The sequence below is a fragment of the Phenylobacterium sp. genome, assembly GCF_030646615.1.
In the GTDB taxonomy this organism is placed as follows: Bacteria; Pseudomonadota; Alphaproteobacteria; order Caulobacterales; family Caulobacteraceae; genus Phenylobacterium.
In genome coordinates this window covers 44452-62031 of the sequence record NZ_JAUSLG010000092.1, presented here as the reverse complement: position 1 = coordinate 62031, position 17580 = coordinate 44452, and the positions used below count along the sequence as shown (strand labels likewise).

The following is a 17580-nucleotide window of genomic DNA, read 5'->3' as shown; positions in this document are numbered from 1 at the left end:
TGGTGCTTCTCGGCGAATTCGATCAGCGCCTCGCGGCTGCGGTATTCCCACTCGCGCCAGGGGGCGATGACGTGGATGTCGGGCTCCAGGGCGTAGTAGCCGAGCTCGAAGCGGACCTGGTCGTTGCCCTTGCCGGTGGCCCCGTGACAGACGGCGTCGGCCCCGACCTGGCGGGCGATCTCGATCTGCTTCTTGGCGATCAGCGGGCGGGCGATGGAGGTGCCGAGCAGGTACTGGCCCTCATAGACGGTGTTGGCCCGGAACATCGGGAAGACGAAGTCCCGGACGAACTCTTCGCGCACATCCTCGATGAAGATGTTCTCGGGCTTCACGCCGGCGGCCAGGGCCTTGGCCCGCGCCGGCTCGATCTCTTCCCCCTGGCCGAGGTCGGCGGTGAAGGTGACCACCTCGGCGCCGTATTCGGTCTGCAGCCACTTCAGGATGATCGAGGTGTCGAGGCCGCCGGAATAGGCGAGGACGACTTTCTTGATCGGCTTGTCGGCGGCCATGGGGCGAGGTCTTTCGAGGATCGGAGGATGGAGGCAACAGGCGCGGCTTTAAGGGCGAATGGGCCGCCCGTTCAAGACCTAAGCGCGCCTTCCTGGTCCAGCTGGGCCAGGGCGGCGCTCAGCCAGCGCAGATGATAGAGGGCGAAGACCCCGGCCAGGGTGGCGCGGACGCCGAACAGCACCAGGGCGTCGGGCGTGCCCGGCGCGGTCTGCCGGTTCTGCCACAGCAGCATCACGCTGAGCAGGAAGGCGATCCCCGGGATCAGCAGCAGGGCGATGTGACGCGGGACCCGCATGACGGCCCGGCCGTCCCGGGCGAACTGCAGCGGCATGCGGGTTTCCGGCGGCACCCGCGCCCACGCCTTGTGCGAGGCGCTGGCCATGATCGACAGGGAGACGATCCAAAGGGCGTCGCCGACAATACCCAGCCAGTTCATTGATCTCTCCCGCAGCCTTGGTGGCCCGACCCATGGCCCAGATGGGGCCGCGGAGTCCAGGCCAGCGGTTCTAGACCGTGACCTGGGTGCCCAGCTCCACCACGCGGCCGGGCGGGATCTTGAAGAAGTCCGTCGGGTTTGCGGCGTTGCGCATCAGATAGATGAACAAACGGTCCTGCCAGAGCGGCATGCCCGACTGGGCCGAAGGCACCACCGAGCGGCGTCCGAGGAAGAAGCTGGTGGCCATGATGTCGAACTTCAGGCCGAGCTTGCGGCATAGGCCCAGCGCCTTGGGCAGGTTGGGGCTTTCCATGAAGCCGTAGGCCACCGTGACCTTCTTGAAGTCCTCGTTGACCGGCTCGATCTTGATCCGGTCCTCGTCCTTGACCCGCGGGGTCTCGGTGGTGCGCACGGTCAGGATGACATTCTTCTCGTGCAGCACCTTGTTGTGCTTGAGATTATGCATCAGGGCCACCGGCGCGACGTCCGGGTCCGAGGTCAGGAAGATGGCCGTGCCCGGCGCCCGGTGCGGGGCGCGGGCCTTGAGGATCTCGGTCAGCTCGGTCAGCTGGATACTGTCACGACGGGTCTTGTCGGTGAGGATCTGCGCGCCCCGGGTCCAGGTCCACATGACCAGCACCAGGACGCCCCCCATGACCAGGGGGAACCAGGCGCCCTGGGGAATCTTCAGCAGGTTCGACGAGACGAAGACCAGATCGATGAGGCCGAAGGCGCCGGCGGCCAGGGCCGCCTGCCACCAGGGCCGCTTCCACAGGGCGCCGATGATCACGAAGAACAGCATGCTGTCGACCAGCATGGAGCCGGTGACCGCGATCCCATAGGCCGCCGCCAGGTTGGATGAGGTCTGGAACATGGCCAGCAGGGCCAGCACGCCGACCAGCAGCAGCATGTTGACCTGTGGCACATAGATCTGGCCGGCCAGGGTCTCGCTGGTCCGTCGGATGTCGATCCGCGGCAGCAGGCCCAGCTGCACCGCCTGCTGCGTCACCGAGAAGGCGCCGGTGATCACCGCCTGACTGGCGATGACCGTGGCCGCCGTGGCCAGGATCAGGATCGGCCAGAAGGCGAATTCAGGGATCATCTCGAAGAAAGGATTCAGGCGGGCCTCGGGATTGTCGAGCACCAGGGCGCCCTGGCCGAGATAGTTCAGCAACAGGGCCGGCAGGACCAGGATCACCCAGGCCGCGCGGATCGGCCCCTTCCCGAAATGGCCCATGTCGGCATAGAGCGCCTCGGCGCCGGTGACGGCCAGGAAGACGCTGCCCAGGATGACGAAACCCAGGAAGCCATTGTCGAGCAGAAACAGGATTCCGTAGTGGGGCGACAGGCCCATCAGGATCCGCGGCGCGTCGAAGATGTGCAGAATTCCCAGACCCGCCAGGGTCACGAACCAGAGGGCGGTAATCGGTCCGAAGAAGCGCGCCACACTGGCCGTGCCGCGGGACTGCACCATGAACAGTGCGATCAGGATGCCGGCCGAGATCGGCAGGACGAAGGGGGCCAGCGCCGTGCCCAGGCCAGGCGCCACCTTCAGGCCCTCCACGGCGCTGAGCACCGACAGGGCCGGCGTGATGATGCCGTCGGAATAGAACAGGGCCGCGCCCACCATACCCAGGAAGAAAACCGCGCCGGAGCGACGACCCAGGGCGCGACGGGCCAGGGCCATGAGGGCGAGCGTGCCCCCCTCGCCCTTGTTGTCGGCCTGCAGCAGGAAGACCACATACTTCAGGGTGACGATCAGGATCAGCGCCCAGGTGACCAGGGAGACCACCCCGAACACCGCCAGCTCGTCGGTCCCACCGCTTCGGGAGTGGGCCAGGGCCTCGCGCATGGCGTAGAGCGGGCTGGTGCCGATATCGCCGAACACGACGCCGACGGAGCCGAGGGCGAGCGCCCAGAAGCCGTCCGCCTTGGGGTGAGACGCATCAGCATGCGCCTCGGTAGCCGATGGGGTCGGCTCACTCATCCAGACTCTCCGGAGACCGTGGGGACGGTGTCTCGTAATCCCAGACAGGACGTCTGCGCCCCGACGATGCGGCGGGCGCGATACACCCATTCCGCGCGGGGTTCAATCGCGGGCGACTCATGCGCCAAGTCAGGCGGCTTGCCGCCGAGGCCGTCCTTGTCCACCTTCGGCGCGGACCAGCTTCGGCCGCGAAGCGGCCTTCCATCATCGCAGGAGCGCAAATGGACCGTCGTCTGGCCCTGGTGACCGGGGCGTCCGCCGGCATCGGCGCCGCCTTCGCCCGAGCCCTGGCCGCCCGGGGCCACGACCTCGTCCTCACCGCCCGCCGCGCCGAGCGCCTGGAGGCCCTGGCGGTCGAGCTGCGCCATCGTCATGGAGTCGAGGTGCTGATCCTCGCCGCCGACCTGGCCGATCCGGAGACGCCGGCGGCCCTGGAAACCGCCCTGGCCGCCCAGGGTCGGTCGGTGGATATCCAGGTGAACAATGCCGGCTATGGCCTGCCCGGAGGCTTTGGCGACAATGCCTGGAATGATCAGGCGGCGATGCTGCAGGTGATGCTGACCGCGCCGTGCGATCTGGCCCATCGGTTCCTGCCCGGCATGCGCGCCCGCGGCTATGGCCGCATCATCAATGTCGCCTCGGTCGCGGGGCTGACGCCGGGCGGCGTCGGCCTCTATGGGGCGGTGAAGAGCTTTCTGATCGGCTTCTCCCAGAGCCTTCACCAGGAATGCGCCGACAGCGGCGTCCATGTGAGCGCCCTGTGTCCCGGCCTGACCTGGTCGGAGTTTCACGACGTCAACGGCATGCGCGAGCCCTTGAACAAGGCCACGCCGGCCTGGCTCTGGATGGACGCCGAGACCGTGGTCGCCGCGGGCCTGGCGGCGGCCGACGCCCATCGGCCGGTCTGTGTGCCTGGCGCGGTGAACAAGGCCCTGGCGGGCCTGGCCTGGCTGCTGCCTGACCCTTGGGTGATGGCCATCACCGCCGCCCAGGGCTGGCGGTTCCGCAAGCCCTGAGACGACGGCGTCTGTCACTGGGGGACATAGGGGTTGGCGGCTTCGTTGAGGATCACCCCGCTGGTGGCGTCGGCGATCCCCACCAGAACGAACTGCACCGCCATGGCGCAGAGGATCAGCCCCAGAACCCGCACGACGATGGTCATGCCGATCCGGCCGAGAATCTTGCTGATCACCGGCGCAGCCCAGAAGCAGAGCATGACCACCAGGGCGATGGCGCCGATCACGCCCACGCCAATGGCCGCGCCCGCCAGGCCGAAGGCCTTGGCCTCGCTGGCATAGATGACCACCGAAGAGATGGCGCCGGGCCCGATCAGCAGGGGCATGGCGAAGGGCACGATCAGCCGCTCGAACTTGCGGCCCGCCCGCCCCTTCGGGTTTTCGTCGCCCTCGGCCATGGCCGCGAAGGTGGCGGTGAAGTCGTCCCGGGCCATCTCCAGGCCCAGCAGGAACAGGATGATGCCGCCGGCGATCCGGAAGGCCGGCAGGGAGATGCCGAAGAAGGCCAGCAGGGCCAGGCCCGAAAAGTAGAAGAAGGTCAGGAAGCCCAGGATGAACAGGGCGATATAGACGGCCACCAGCCGCGCATCGCGCCCCTTGCTGCCCTGGGTCGCGGCGCCGAACAGGGGGACATTCCCGATCGGATCGATCAGGGCGAACAACGCCACGAAGAAGTTGACCGCGAACTCAGCCTGGCTCATGCCTCGCTCCCCGAGCAAGATCCGATTGACCGGATCGGATCTTGCTCAACACTCCTTGAAGTATGAGCATTTTCTTCGCTGAACTGGTGTCCACTTCAGCTGAAAATGCTCTAGCCCAAAATCGAAGCGGCGCCGATCTCCCTTATGGGGCGGGACCGGCGCAAACCTGCCCGGAGCCTGCGCCATGACCGCCGCCGCCCGCCTGGAGACCGCCCCCGCCGCCGATCCGCGCCTGATCGTGCCCCTGGACCTGCCCGACGTCGACCAGGCCCGGGCGATGGTCGAGGCGCTCGGCGAGGCCGTCAGCTTCTATAAGGTCGGGCTGGAGCTGTTCGCGTCGGGCGGCATGACCCTGGCCCGCGACCTCAAGACGCAGGGCAAGCAGGTCTTCCTGGACTGGAAGCTGCACGACATCGGCACGACGGTGCAGCGCTCCGCCGCCGTGCTGGCCGACTCCGGCTGCGACTTCCTCACCGTGCATGGGGAGCCCCAGGTCATGGCCGCCGCCGTGCGCGGCCGGGGGCGGTCGGGACTGAAGGTGCTGGCCGTCACCGTCCTGACCAGCCTGTCGGACGAGGATCTTCTGGAGATGGGCTTTACGGAAGGCGCGCGCGCGCTGGTGGAGCGCCGCATTCATCATGCGGTGGCCGCCGGCTGCGACGGGGTGATCGCCAGCCCGCATGAGGCGCAGCTGGCCCGCGCCATTGGCGGCCCGGACTTCCTGGTGGTGACGCCTGGCGTGCGCCCCGACTGGTCAGCCAAGAACGATCAGGCCCGCGCCGCGACGCCGGCCCAGGCCTTAGGCGCCGGGGCCTCGCACATCGTCTGTGGTCGCCCGATCACCGGCGCCAACGACCCCCAGGCTGCGGCCCTGCGGATCGTTGCGGAGATGGCCGGGATCTAGGCGAGCAACCGCCTAGTGGCCCTTGCCGCCGCCGTGACCGCCCTTGCCGCCATGGCCGCCCTTATGGCCGCCATAGCCGCCGTGGCCATAGGCGTAGCCGCCGCGCACCGAGACGTTGGCTGAGGCCCGGGCGGACGCCGAGGAGGAGGCGTAGGATGAGCTGTGGCTCGAGCCGCCGCCGTTGATGATCATATAGCCGCCCCCGCCATAGCCGCCGGAGGGGATCGGGCCGACGCCGCCTGCGTCCGCGAAGAAGCTCATGGGCAGGACATGGCCGTGGGGCGAACCGCAGGCCGAGGCGCAAGGGGCGCAGCACGGGCCGTAGCCGGGCGCCTGGGCCGGCGGATAGTATTGGCTGGGCGGATAATAGGCGTTGGGCGGGCCGTAGTCCGGCGTCGGATAGGGCGCCGGGCCATGTTGCGGCGGTCCGTACTGCGGCGGCGGGTAGCCATGGGACGGGCCTTGCGGATAGCCATATTCCTGGCGGTAGGGGCCGTATTCCTGGGCGTAGCCCCGCGTGCCGTAGGCGTCGCTCACATAGGCCTGCTCATAGCCGTAGCTTTCGCTGTAGCCGGAACTGCGCTGATAGGCCTGGTAGCTCTGGTCGGCGCCATAGGCCCCATAATAGCCGCCGCCGACATAGCCGCCCGCATAGGGGACGGCGCAGGGATTTTGGGAGGGGCAGGCGGCGGCCGCGCCGCCCACCGCCAAGGTGAGGGCGAACCCCGCAAACAGGCGGAAAGACCAGGACATCATACGCTCCGGATACAAAACTTAACGGAACGCTAACGCGCCAGGCGGGTCGGCACGAGTCCTTGCAAGCCCTGCGCGAGCTCGGCCGTGGACGGCGCGATGGCCGGAGCTAGAAGTCGACGGCGATGCCCTTGCGCTCCCAGTCCCCGAACCGGGTGGGCTCCAGCCCCTTGGGGCCACCCTGCTCGGCGGCCAGGGCGGCCTGCTCGGCCTCGGCCTGACGGCGGGCCTCGGCCTCTTCCAGGGCGCGGCGGGCCGCAGGGCTCAAGGGCTTGTCGGGGGCCGCATGGGGCGGGAGAGCGTCGGTCATGGCCCTGATTTAGGACGCCAAGCGCCCCAGCGCCAGTCGTCGGGACGGCGCGCTCAAATCGCCGCGGGCGCGATCTTTCCTTGCCTGCGGCCTGCGGAGCGGGCACGTCGCAGCCGGTGAACGAAGACAATGATCTTGGCCTCCCCGCCCGGGGCGCCGCCCTCGACATCCTGACCGCCGCCCTGGCGCGCCGCACCGGCCTGGAGGAGGCGATCTCCACGCCGGCCTTCAGCGCGTTGTCGCCCCGGGACCGGGCCTTCGCCCGCGCCCTGGCCATGGCCACCCTGCGCCGGCTCGGCCCCATCGACCGGGCCCTGGACGCCAAGCTGGCCAAGTCGCCGCCGGATGGGGTGCGCCAGATCCTGCGGATCGGCGTGACCCAGGCCTTCCTGCTGGAGACCCCGCCCTTTGCCGCGGTAGCCACCAGCGTCGATCTGGCCGCCTCGCGGCGGGACACTGCGCCCTTCAAGGGCCTGGTCAACGCCGTGCTGCGGGGGCTGCTGCGCGAACCGCCGGCCCTGGATGATCCCGAGGCCCTGCCGCCGCCCTGGCTGATGGCCCGCTGGAGCGCGGCCTACGGCCCCGAGGCCGCGCTGAAGATCGCCGCGGTGATCGCCGACGAGCCGGCCACCGACCTTTCGATCCGCGATCCGGCGACGGCGCAGGACCTGGCCGCCGAACTGGAGGCCGAGATCCTGCCCGGCGGCAGCCTGCGCACCGCCCGCCGCGGCGACCTGGCCGCCTGGCCGGGCTTCGAGGCCGGCGCCTGGTGGGTGCAGGACGCCTCGGCCGCCATCCCCGCCCGCCTGCTGGAGGCCGGGCCTGACCAGCAGGTGCTCGATCTCTGCGCCGCCCCGGGGGGCAAGACCCTGCAGCTGGCGGCCACCGGCGCCTCCGTCACCGCGCTCGACCGCTCCGCCGGACGGCTCAAGCGCCTGGCGGCCAATCTGGAGCGGATGGGGCTGAAGGCCGCCACCGTGACGGCCAACGCCACGGAGTGGAAGGCGCCCGACCTGTTCGACGCCGTCCTGCTGGACGCCCCCTGCTCGGCCACCGGCACCTTCCGCCGCCACCCCGATGTCCTTTGGGCGGCGCGGCCGGCGGACATCGCCAGCCTGGCCGAGACCCAGGCCCGCCTGCTGGACGCCACCGCCCCGCGGGTCGCCGCCCACGGCCGGCTGATCTATTGCGTCTGCAGCCTGGAGCCCGAGGAGGGCGAGGGCCAGACCGCAGGCTTCCTGGCCCGTCACCCCGAGTTCGTCCTGGAGCCCATGGCCCCTGGCGAAGGCGGCGCGCCGGTCGATAGCCTGCGCCCGGACGGGACCCTGCGCATCCTGCCCTTCCACAGCCCAGGCGGTACGGACGGCTTCTATATCGCCCGCTTCCTGCGCCAGGGCTGAGCCTTCAGGGCCAGCCGGCCCCGGGGTCCTTGTGGCCCGCGGGCGGCTTGGGTTAAGTCCAGACGATGAGCCGCAAGACCATCATCGCCCCGTCCCTGCTGGCCGCCGACTTCGCCCGCCTGGGCGAGGAGGCCCGCGCCGTGGCCGCCGCCGGCGCCGACTGGCTGCACCTGGATGTCATGGACGGCCACTTCGTGCCCAATCTGACCATCGGCCCCGACGTCATCGCGGCCCTGCGGCCGCACACCGACATCCCCTTCGACGTCCACCTGATGATCGCCCCGGCCGATCCGTTCCTGGAGGCCTTCCGCAAGGCCGGCGCCGACATCATCAGCGTCCACCCCGAGGCTGGCCCGCACCTGTCGCGCACCCTGCAGCGCATCGGCGAACTGGGCGCCAAGGCCGGGGTCGTCTTCAATCCCTCGACCCCGCCCGAGGCGGTCGAATCGGTCCTCGACCAGGTGGACCTGATGCTGGTCATGTCGGTGAACCCCGGCTTTGGCGGCCAGAGCTTCATGACCTCGCAGCTCAAGAAGATCGAGCGGCTGGCGCGGATGATCGAGACCACGGGCCGCGACATCATCCTGGAGGTGGACGGCGGCGTAACCCGCGACACCGCCCGGCTCTGCCGCGACGCCGGCGCCACCGCACTGGTGGCCGGCACGGCGGTCTTCAGGGGCGGACCTGACGTCTACGCCGACAACATCACCGCCCTCCGGGGCGGGTGAGCGGGGCGCCCGTGGCCGGACAGCCCCCACCGGCGCCGGCGTCCAGGCGCCTGCCGGGTCAGGTGGCCGCCCTGGCCCTGATGGTCGGGCTGCGCCGACAGCTGCGCCGGGAATGGGGCGGCTCGCCGCCCCATCGCTGGCTGCTGGCGAGGCCCAGGCCCGAAGGCCTGACCGCGGCGCCCGCCGATCCCAGGCCGGGCCGGGCGGAGAATGGCCGCCGTATCCTGCTGGGGGACTTCACCTTCGCCGGCGCCACCCTGCACGCCGGTCCCAAGGGCGATCCCTGGGACCGCCCCAATCCCAGCCGCCGGTTCGCCATCGCCCTGCACCGGTTCGACTGGCTGCGCGACCTGCTGGCGGTGGGCGAGGGCGGGGCGGCCGAGGGCCTGCGTCTGGCCCTGCTGTGGCGGCGCATCTTCGGGCGCTGGAACGCCTTTTCCTGGGATCCCGAGGTGCTGGAGCGGCGGGTGTTCAACCTGGCCTGCGCTGCCCCCACCCTGTGCGCCGGCGCCTCGGACGCCGAGACGGCCCTGATCAGCCTCGACCTCGCCCGCCAGGGCCGCCACCTGCTCTCCACCATCGACGGGCCGGTGAAGGCCGCCGAGCGCGCCTGCGCCGCGGCCCTGGCCGGCGCCGTCCTGACCGGCGAGGCCGGCGATCGGCTGACCACCCAGGCCCTGGAGCGCCTGACCAAGGCCCTGCCCCTCACCGTCCTGGCCGACGGAGGCCACGCCTCGCGCTCCCCCCAGGCGGCGCTCAGCCTGCTGCTCGACCTGCAGACCCTGGACGCCGCCCTGGTCCAGCGCGGCCTGGCGCCGCCCGACGAGATGATGCGGGCCATCGACCGGCTGATCGGCGCCGTCCGCTTCTTCACCCTGGCCGATGGCGCCCTGCCGGTCTTCCAGGGGGGCGAGGCCCAGCGGCCGAACCTGGTGGCCGCCGCCCGGGCCAGCGAGAGCGACGGCGCCCGCACCCTGCCGGCGACGCGCAACGGCTATCACCGCATCGAAAGCCGCAGCCTGCAGGTGGTGGCCGACACCGCCCCGCCGGCCGAGGGCGCCTGGAGCGTCACGGCCTGCGCCCAGCCGCTGGCCCTCGAAATCCTGATCAGCGGCCGCCGGGCGATCACCAATTGCGGCTGGTCCCCTGACGCCGTCGGACCCGAGGCCCTGCGCCTGGGGGACGCGGCCTCCACCGCCTCGCTTGGCGATCTGTCCTGCGGCGCGCCGGTGCGCGGCCTGAGCGCCCGGGCCCTGGGCCCCCGGCTGATCGGCGCCGATGCGGCGGTGAGCGCCAGACGGCAACAGGCCGACGGCGCCCTGTGGCTGGAAATGTCCCATGACGGCTGGGTCCGCCGGTTTGGCCTGCGGCATGAGCGCCGGCTCTATCTGGATCTCGCCGCCGACGAGCTGCGGGGCGAGGACCGCTTCACCCCCGTCACCGACGCCGCCGCCGGCGAAGATCCCCGGCGCTTCATCCCCTTCGTGGTCCGCTTCCACATCCATCCCGACGCGCGGGCCTCCCTGGCCCGGGACGGCAAGAGCGTGCTGATCAAGAGCGAGGGCGAAGACACCGGCTGGTGGCTGCGCAACGACGCCATGGAGGTCTCCATCGAGTCCTCGGTCTTCTTCCAGGACGGCCAGGCGCGGCGCACCAGCCAGGTGGTGCTGCGGGGTCAGGTGCGGCAGGAGGTGGGCGCCCGCCTGCGCTGGAAGCTCACCGCGGCCGAGCCCTGGCCGCCGCCGCGCTGAGGCCGGGCCGAGGCCGGGCGGGGGCTGCATTGACTCCCTCGACCGGCCGGCGTTAGGACACCCCCGTCCTGTGTGACTGGCGAGATCGAGGTGGTTGACCACCGGGGAGCCAGGACCTCATACGCCGCTCGCCTGGGCACGCCTTGTCACCTTCCCGCCAGGAGACCGCCGTGCCCGCAGCCCCGAATTTCCCCCCCGCCCCCGACGCCGTCAAACCCGTCCGCGCCCTGTTGTCGGTCTCCGACAAGACCGGCCTGGTCGAGGCCGCCAAGGCCCTGTCCGACATGGGGGTGGAGCTGGTCTCCACCGGCGGCACCAAGGCCGCCATCGCTGCGGCCGGCCTGGCCGTGAAGGACGTCGCCGACCTCACCGGCTTCCCCGAGATGATGGACGGCCGGGTCAAGACCCTGCACCCGGTGGTGCATGGGGGCCTGCTGGGGGTGCGGGACGCCGCCGACCACGCCCAGGCCATGGCCGCGCACGGCATCGGCCCCATCGATATCGTCTATGTGACCCTCTATCCGTTCGAACAGACGGTGGCCGGCGGCGGCGACTTCGCCGCCTGCGTCGAGAATATCGACATCGGCGGGCCGGCCATGATCCGCTCGGGCGCCAAGAACCACGGCTATGTGGCCGTCTGCACTGAGCGCGCCGACCTGGACGAGGTGATCGCGGCCCTCAAGACCAGCGGCGCCACCTCGCTGTCCCTGCGCAAGACCCTGGCCGCCCGGGCCTATGCCCGCACCGCAGCCTATGACGCGGCTATTTCCCAGTGGTTCGCCAAGGAGCTGGCCGAAGAGGCGCCGCGCCGCCGGGCCTTCGCCGGCGAGCTGGTCCAGACCATGCGCTATGGGGAGAATCCGCATCAGGCTGCGGCCTTCTATTCCGACGGCTCGAACCGCCCCGGCGTCGCCACCGCCACCCAGCTGCAGGGCAAGGCGCTGTCCTACAACAACATCGCCGACACCGACGCGGCCATCGAGCTGGTCGCCGAGTTCGACCCCGCCGCCAGCGCCGCGGTGACCATCATCAAGCACGCCAACCCCTGCGGCGTGGCCCTGGGCTCAGACCTGACCGAGGCGTATCAGCGCGCGCTGCAGTGCGATCCGGTCTCGGCCTTCGGCGGCATCGTGGCGGTCAACCGCCGGCTAGATGCAGCTGCGGCCCGGGAGATCGTCAAGGTCTTCACCGAAGTGGTGGTGGCGCCCGAGGCCGACGAGGAGGCCATCGCGGTCTTCAAGAAGAAGAAGGACCTGCGCCTGCTGCTCACCGGCGGCCTGCCCGACCCCAGGGCGGCCGGCGTCACCTGGCGTCAGGTGGCCGGCGGCTTCCTGGTCCAGGGCCGCGACACCGCCCACATCACCGCCGCCGACCTGAAGATCGTCACCCAGCGCCAGCCGACCGAGGCCGAGCTGCGCGACATGCTGTTCGCCTTCACCGTGGCCAAGCATGTGAAGTCCAACGCCATCGTCTATGCCAAGGGCGGCCAGACCGCCGGCATCGGCGCGGGCCAGATGAACCGCAAGGATTCGGCCCGTATCGCCGCCATTCGCGCGGCCGAAGCCGCGGAGGCCGCCGGCCTGCCCGAGTCGCTCGCCAAGGGTTCGGCCTGCGCCTCGGACGCCTTCTTCCCCTTCGCCGACGGCCTGATCCAGGCGGCGGAGGCCGGCGCCACGGCGGTGATCCAGCCCGGCGGCTCGATCCGCGACGAGGAGGTCATCGCCGCCGCCGATGCGGCCGGGCTGACCATGGCCTTCACCGGGGTGCGGGTCTTCCGCCACTAGGCCACTCTAAGTCGAGAGCGCGTTTCGTCCGATAACCGGCTCCCACTTATCGGAACGCGCTCTAGCCGCTCAGCCCTCGGCCTGGACCGCCAGTTCGCGCAAGGCCCCGTGGGCGATGGTGAGCTTGGCGAAGGTCCAGCCGCCAGGCGCGGACTCGATCTCGGCCATGGTCCGGCGGGCCTGGGCCACGGCGTCTTGCGCCGAGGCTGACCAGTTGGCGATGGCGGCCTCGGCCGCCTCGCCGTCGGCGCCGGCGCTGGCCTTGCGCGCCTTGGCCATCACCGCCCGGGCCACGGTCGTCTGCTCGGCCAGCAGGTCTTCCACCAGCCGCCGGACGGCGGTCCGTTCGAAGATGTCGCCGGCCGAGTGACTGCCGGCGGCGGCCCGCAGGCGGTCGAAGCCGAAGACCTCGCCCACCTTGTGGTGCAGACGCGCCACATTCTCCACCGGCCAGCTGGACGCCTCGGCCAGATCGGCGAGATCAGCGGCGACGGTCAGGGGCTGGAGGGCGACGACGGCCTTGGCCATGTCCTCCGGCGCGCCGGCGGTGATCAGCTTTTCAGCCAGGGCGTCCAGGTCGGCGCGCTCCACCGGGGTGAGCACCTCCGGCGCCAGGGCCTTCAGGGCCTGGGCGGGCCTGGCGTAGCGGTCGATCAGGGCGGTGACGCCCTCGCCCTGGCGGTAGGCCCGGCGGGCGAACCAGAAGGTCAGACCGCGGAGCTGCCGGGCCAGCTGGCGCAGCAGCAGCAGCTGGGCCCGCGCCGGGATCTGGTTGTCCAGGGCCTCGACGGATTCCCACAGACTGGCCAGGTCCAGCACGGCGCGGGCGGCCTCATAACCGACGAAGAAGGCCCGCGCGTCGCAGCCCGCCGCGGCCATCAGGCGGCCGGGGAAGCTGGGGCCGCAGCGATTGACCACGTCATTGGCCACCACCGTGGCGATAATCTCGCGGCGCAGCCGGTGGCGGCGCATCTCAGGCGCGTAGCGCATCAGGGGCGCGGGGAAGTAGCCCTCCAGCACCTGCTCGAACCAGGGATCGTCGGGGACCTCGGTCTCGACCATCTCGCGGAACAGCTGGATCTTGCCATAGGCCATCAGCACGGCGAGTTCGGGCCGCGTCAGGCCCTGGCCGGCCTCGGCCCGCTCGACGATGGCCACGGCGTCGGGCAGCCCCTCCACCGCACGGTCCAGTCGGCCCATGGACTCCAGCCGAGCCATGAAGCGCGCATGGGGCTCAAGCTCGCCCACGGCGTCCAGCTCCAGCAGGGACAGGGCCTGGTTCTGGTCGTAATTGTGCTCCAGCACATGGTCGGCCACGTCGTCGATCATCGAGCGCAGCAGCTTGTCCCGGTCGGGCCGCTTCAGGTCCCCCGCCCGCTCGACCATGCCGGTGAGGATCTTGATATTGACCTCGTGGTCGGAGGAATCGACCCCGGCCGAATTGTCGATGGCGTCGCTGTTCACCCGGCCGCCGGCCTTCGCAAAGGCGATCCGGGCGGCCTGGGTCAGACCGAGATTGGCCCCCTCGCCCACCACGCGGACGCGAAGGGCCTCGGCGTTGATGCGCAGGGCGTCATTGGTCTTGTCGCCCACATCGGCGTGGCTCTCGGCGGCGGCTTTCACGTAGGTGCCGATGCCGCCCATATAGAGCAGCTCGGCCTTGGCCTTCAGGATGGCGCTGATCAGCTCGGTGGGCGTCAGGGCCTCGGCCTCGATCCCCAGAAGACCGCGGATCTCGGGGGTCAGGGGAATCGACTTCTGGGTGCGGGCGAAGACCCCCCCGCCGGTCGATATCTTCGCCCGGTCATAGTCGTCCCAGGACGAACGCGGCAGGGCGAACAAACGCTCGCGTTCGACGAAGCTCGTCTCGGGATCCGGCTCTGGATCGATGAAGATGTGGCGATGGTCGAAGGCGGCCTGGAGGCGAATCTGCCGCGACAGCAGCATGCCGTTGCCGAACACGTCGCCGGACATGTCGCCGACGCCCACCACGGTGAAGGGCTCGGCCTGGATGTCCTTGCCGAGCTCCCGGAAGTGGCGCTTCACCGCCTCCCAGGCGCCGCGGGCGGTGATGCCCATCTCCTTGTGGTCATAGCCCGCCGACCCGCCCGAGGCGAAGGCGTCGCCCAGCCAGAAGCCGTAGGACTCAGCCAGTTCGTTGGCGATGTCGGAGAAGGTGGCCGTGCCCTTGTCGGCGGCGACCACCAGATAGGGATCTTCGCCGTCATAGGCGATCACGCCCTGGGGCGGGATGACCTTGCCCTCGGGCGTCAGGGTGTCGGTGATGTCCAGCAAGCCGCGGAGGAAGGTCTTGTAGGCCTCGACGGCCGCGGCGCGCACCACGTCAGGGGCGCCGCCGGCCGGCAGGGCCTTGGGATAGAAGCCGCCCTTGGCGCCCACCGGCACGATGACGGCGTTCTTCACCTGCTGGGCCTTGGCCAGGCCCAGGACCTCGGTGCGGAAATCGTCGCGGCGATCGGACCAGCGCAGGCCGCCGCGGGCCACCGGGCCAAAGCGCAGATGCACCCCCTCCACGGTGGTCGACCAGACATAGATCTCGCGATAGGGCTTGGGCGCCGGCAGGTCGGCCAGGCTTTCGCTGGCCACCTTGAAGCTGATGAAGGGGGCCGGCTGGCCCGCCTCATCCGTCTGATAATAGCTGGTGCGCAGGATCGCCTGCACCAGCAGCGCCACGCGCCGCAGCACCCGGTCGTCATCCAGGCTCTGGACGGCCTGCAGGGCCTCGGTGATCTCGGCCATCACCGCCTCGCCCTGGGCCTTGCGGCCAGCGAGGTCGGCCTTCACGGCCGGATCGAACCGGGTCCGGAACAGGTCGAGGATCAGGCGGGTGACCCCCGGATGGCGGCTCAGCGCCTCTTCCTGCAGCCGCTGGGAGGGATCGAGGCCGCTCTGCTGGCGATAGCGGGCGAGCGCCCGAACCAGGGCGGCCTCGCGCCAGCCGATGGACAGCTCCAGGACCAGGCGGTTGAAGCCGTCATTCTCGGTCTGGCCGGTCCAGACGGCGACGAAGGCGGCCTCGAAACAGCCCTTCACCTCTTCGAACACCAGGTGTTCGCCCCGCGGATCGTCCAGCTCGAACTCGTGGACCCAGACGGGATCGGCCTTGCCCGGGCGCACGGCGTAGCCCTGCTCGACCATGGCCTTCAGGCCCATGCTCTCCAGGATCGGCAACACCTCTGCCAGCGGCGCCGGCTCCAGGGGGCGATAGAGCTTGAATCGGAAGTGGCGGGCGGTGTCGCCCTTGCGGCGGAAGGCGCGAACGCGGATGGCCTCGCCGGATTTCAGGTCGTCGATCACCGCAATATCGGCCAGGGCCTCGGCGGCGTCGTAGCGATCGCGATAGCCCGGCGAGAAGGCCCCGGCATAGCGGGCGAGAAGGTCAGCGGTCGCGGCGGCCGGCCGGTCGAGATCGCGCACGGCGGCCTCAAAACGATCTCCCCAGGTGCGGGTGGCGTCAGCGATCTGCGCCTCGACCATCCCCAGGTCGGGCTCGCGGGCGCGTCCCGGGGTGAAGCCGATGATGAAATGGACCCTGGCCAGGGGCGATTCCGAGAAGCTCGGATAATAGGCCGACACCCGGCCCCCATAGGCCTCGGCCAGGAACTGTCCCGCGCGTCGGCGGAGGTCGGAGTCGTAGCGGTCCCGCGGCACGAACATGAGCACCGAGGCGAACCGGTCGAAGGGATCGCGGCGCTCGAAGAGCCGCACCCGGGGGCGGTCAAACAGATGGAGGATGCCCAGCGCATTGGACAGCAGCTCGTCCTCGGTCATCTGGAAGAGTTCATCGCGGGGATAGTTCTCGACGATGTTCTTCAGACGCTTTTCGTTGTGGCTGCCGGGCGCCTTGGCCGCCCGCGCCAGCGCCCCGGCCGCCTTGGCCCGCACCAGCGGGACGGCGCTGACCGGCTGGTCATAGGCCTCAGCCGTGAACAGGCCGACAAACCGCACCTCGCCCGAGGGGCGCCCGTCGGGGCCGTACCGGCGCACGCCGACATAATCCATGTAGCCGCGACGATGGACGCGGGAGCGCATATTGGCCTTGGCCACCGTGACGGCCGCGTCCTCCTCCAGGCGCCGCGCCAGCTGGGCGGTGAGCACGGCGGGCTCATTGGTCCGGCGCAGCACCCGCTGCTCGGGATCGCGCAGCACGCCCAGGCCATCCTGCGGCTGGAACAGCGGTTCCTCAGGCGCGTAGTCGCCGCCCTCGACCCGGGGATATTCGTAGATCCGCGCCCCGAGGAACACGAAATGCTCGGTGTGCAGCCAGCGCAGGAAGGCCAGCTCCTCGTCCCGGCGCGGGGTGTCGGGGCTGAGCGCCTCCAGTTCGGCCACCGTGCGGGACATCAGGTCCAGCATGGCCGGGAAGTCGGCGACGGCGGCCCGGGCGTCGGCCAGGGCCGTGCGCAGGCCGGCCAGGAGCTGATCCTCCCGGTCGGGGCCGATGCGGTCGACCACCACCTGGATCATGGATTCCCGGCGAAGCTCGCCCTTGGGATGGCGCAGGCCCTTGTCGTCCCGGCGAACCTCGACCACCGGGTGGAACATGGCGCGGACCTGGAAGCCCTGGTCGGCGATCTCGCCCATGACGCTGTCCACCAGGAAGGGCGCGTCCTCCTGGACGATCTCCACCAGGTCGAACTCGGCGGGCTCCGGCGCCGCGCCGGCCCGGGTGGCGCGGGCGATCCGGAGGATGGGCGAAAGCCCGCGGCGCTTGTCTGCAAAGCGCCAGAAACCGGCAAGGTTGGTCGCCAGGTCGTCCAGGTCGAACTGCGGCAGTTCGGCGGGAACCACATCCTCGGCCGCCTGGGCGGCGAAAGCCTCCAGGGCTGGATCCTCCTCGGCGTGGAGAAGGCTCAGAAGCCTGCGGGAAAGGTCCTGGCCGACTTTGGCGGCCTCTTCGGTCACGGACGCGCTCATGCGGCCCTCCTGAAAACGAGAACGCCGCCGGAGGAGAGGGTCCGGCGGCGCCTGGCTCCGCCGAGGGGGGTCAGCGAAGCGCGGGGGGCTCGTGGCGCCGACGTCCCTTGCGGGGCGGCGCGTTGAGGCCGGGGGTGGGGACGCCCCGGCAAGTCTTCAGATAGGTGTGGACGGGGCAATTAAAAGACCTGCTCTCGATGCCGGAGGCTGATTCGCGAATCCTGGCGGTGAACAGGGCCAAGGCGGACCTGAAACGCCGCTCTGGTCAAGGGGCCGGCCCTGTCATTTCGTGCGGCGTGTCATGCGTCTGGCGGCGCGGGAGTCGGCCGGCTAGCTTGAGCCTCCACGGGGGAGGAGACCGA

General features: G+C 70.5%; 13 protein-coding genes and 1 riboswitch. Of the genes, 6 read left to right on the top strand and 7 right to left on the bottom strand.

The features are described from left to right. From Q7S93_RS16485 to Q7S93_RS16475, 3 genes are all read right to left on the bottom strand, one after another. Positions 1 to 509: argininosuccinate synthase domain-containing protein (locus Q7S93_RS16485; RefSeq protein ID WP_304715208.1), on the bottom strand; the 509-nt coding region annotated here is incomplete at its 3' end. A gap of 71 nt (positions 510 to 580) precedes the next feature. After that, positions 581 to 946, bottom strand: coding sequence for a hypothetical protein (locus Q7S93_RS16480; protein WP_304715205.1), 366 nt, complete (start codon positions 944 to 946; stop codon positions 581 to 583). 70 nt (positions 947 to 1016) lie between these two features. Then, entirely contained in the window at positions 1017 to 2933 is a 1917-nt protein-coding gene (locus Q7S93_RS16475) for a potassium transporter Kup (RefSeq protein ID WP_304715203.1), read from the bottom strand. Between the two features lie 221 nt (positions 2934 to 3154). On the opposite strand from Q7S93_RS16475, the gene Q7S93_RS16470 reads away from it, so the two are divergent. Further along, a complete protein-coding gene (locus tag Q7S93_RS16470; protein WP_304715201.1) occupies positions 3155 to 3949 on the top strand; it encodes an SDR family NAD(P)-dependent oxidoreductase in 795 nt (264 codons plus the stop codon). A gap of 14 nt (positions 3950 to 3963) precedes the next feature. On the opposite strand, the gene Q7S93_RS16465 is transcribed toward Q7S93_RS16470, so the two are convergent. Beyond that, positions 3964 to 4650: a MarC family protein gene (locus tag Q7S93_RS16465; RefSeq protein WP_304715199.1), complete on the bottom strand. Its 687-nt coding sequence runs from the start codon at positions 4648 to 4650 to the stop codon at positions 3964 to 3966. Positions 4651 to 4834: 184 nt separating this feature from the next. On the opposite strand from Q7S93_RS16465, the gene pyrF reads away from it, so the two are divergent. Beyond that, on the top strand, positions 4835 to 5554 hold the full coding sequence (gene pyrF / locus Q7S93_RS16460) for an orotidine-5'-phosphate decarboxylase (protein WP_304715193.1): 720 nt from the start codon (positions 4835 to 4837) through the stop codon (positions 5552 to 5554). Positions 5555 to 5566: 12 nt separating this feature from the next. Here pyrF and Q7S93_RS16455 read toward each other — a convergent pair whose 3' ends face one another. After that, positions 5567 to 6307, bottom strand: a complete 741-nt coding sequence (locus tag Q7S93_RS16455; protein WP_304715191.1) for a hypothetical protein — start codon at positions 6305 to 6307, stop codon at positions 5567 to 5569. 109 nt (positions 6308 to 6416) lie between these two features. Continuing rightward, the gene (locus Q7S93_RS16450) at positions 6417 to 6617 is read right to left on the bottom strand and encodes a DUF1674 domain-containing protein (RefSeq protein WP_304715189.1); all 201 of its coding nucleotides are present in this window, start codon (positions 6615 to 6617) and stop codon (positions 6417 to 6419) included. A 116-nt stretch (positions 6618 to 6733) separates the two neighbouring features. Between Q7S93_RS16450 and Q7S93_RS16445 the strand changes: the two genes are divergently transcribed. The 4 genes from Q7S93_RS16445 to purH all read left to right on the top strand — a co-directional run bounded on the left by Q7S93_RS16445 (position 6734) and on the right by purH (position 12280). After that, a complete protein-coding gene (locus Q7S93_RS16445) occupies positions 6734 to 8017 on the top strand; it encodes an RsmB/NOP family class I SAM-dependent RNA methyltransferase (protein ID WP_304715186.1) in 1284 nt (427 codons plus the stop codon). 65 nt (positions 8018 to 8082) lie between these two features. Next, positions 8083 to 8745 carry a ribulose-phosphate 3-epimerase gene (gene rpe / locus Q7S93_RS16440; protein WP_304715181.1) on the top strand — a complete coding sequence of 221 codons (663 nt, stop codon included), beginning with the start codon at positions 8083 to 8085 and terminating at the stop codon, positions 8743 to 8745. Positions 8746 to 8756: 11 nt separating this feature from the next. Further along, positions 8757 to 10496 (top strand): heparinase II/III family protein, encoded by a 1740-nt coding sequence (locus tag Q7S93_RS16435; protein WP_304715178.1) that lies wholly within the window; start codon positions 8757 to 8759, stop codon positions 10494 to 10496. Positions 10497 to 10558: 62 nt separating this feature from the next. Continuing rightward, positions 10559 to 10641, top strand: a riboswitch (ZMP/ZTP riboswitch). Between the two features lie 25 nt (positions 10642 to 10666). Further along, the gene (gene purH, locus Q7S93_RS16430) at positions 10667 to 12280 is read left to right on the top strand and encodes a bifunctional phosphoribosylaminoimidazolecarboxamide formyltransferase/IMP cyclohydrolase (protein ID WP_304715172.1); all 1614 of its coding nucleotides are present in this window, start codon (positions 10667 to 10669) and stop codon (positions 12278 to 12280) included. Positions 12281 to 12349: 69 nt separating this feature from the next. On the opposite strand, the gene Q7S93_RS16425 is transcribed toward purH, so the two are convergent. Further along, positions 12350 to 17218 carry an NAD-glutamate dehydrogenase gene (locus tag Q7S93_RS16425; protein ID WP_304715170.1) on the bottom strand — a complete coding sequence of 1623 codons (4869 nt, stop codon included), beginning with the start codon at positions 17216 to 17218 and terminating at the stop codon, positions 12350 to 12352. Positions 17219 to 17580 lie beyond the last annotated feature (362 nt).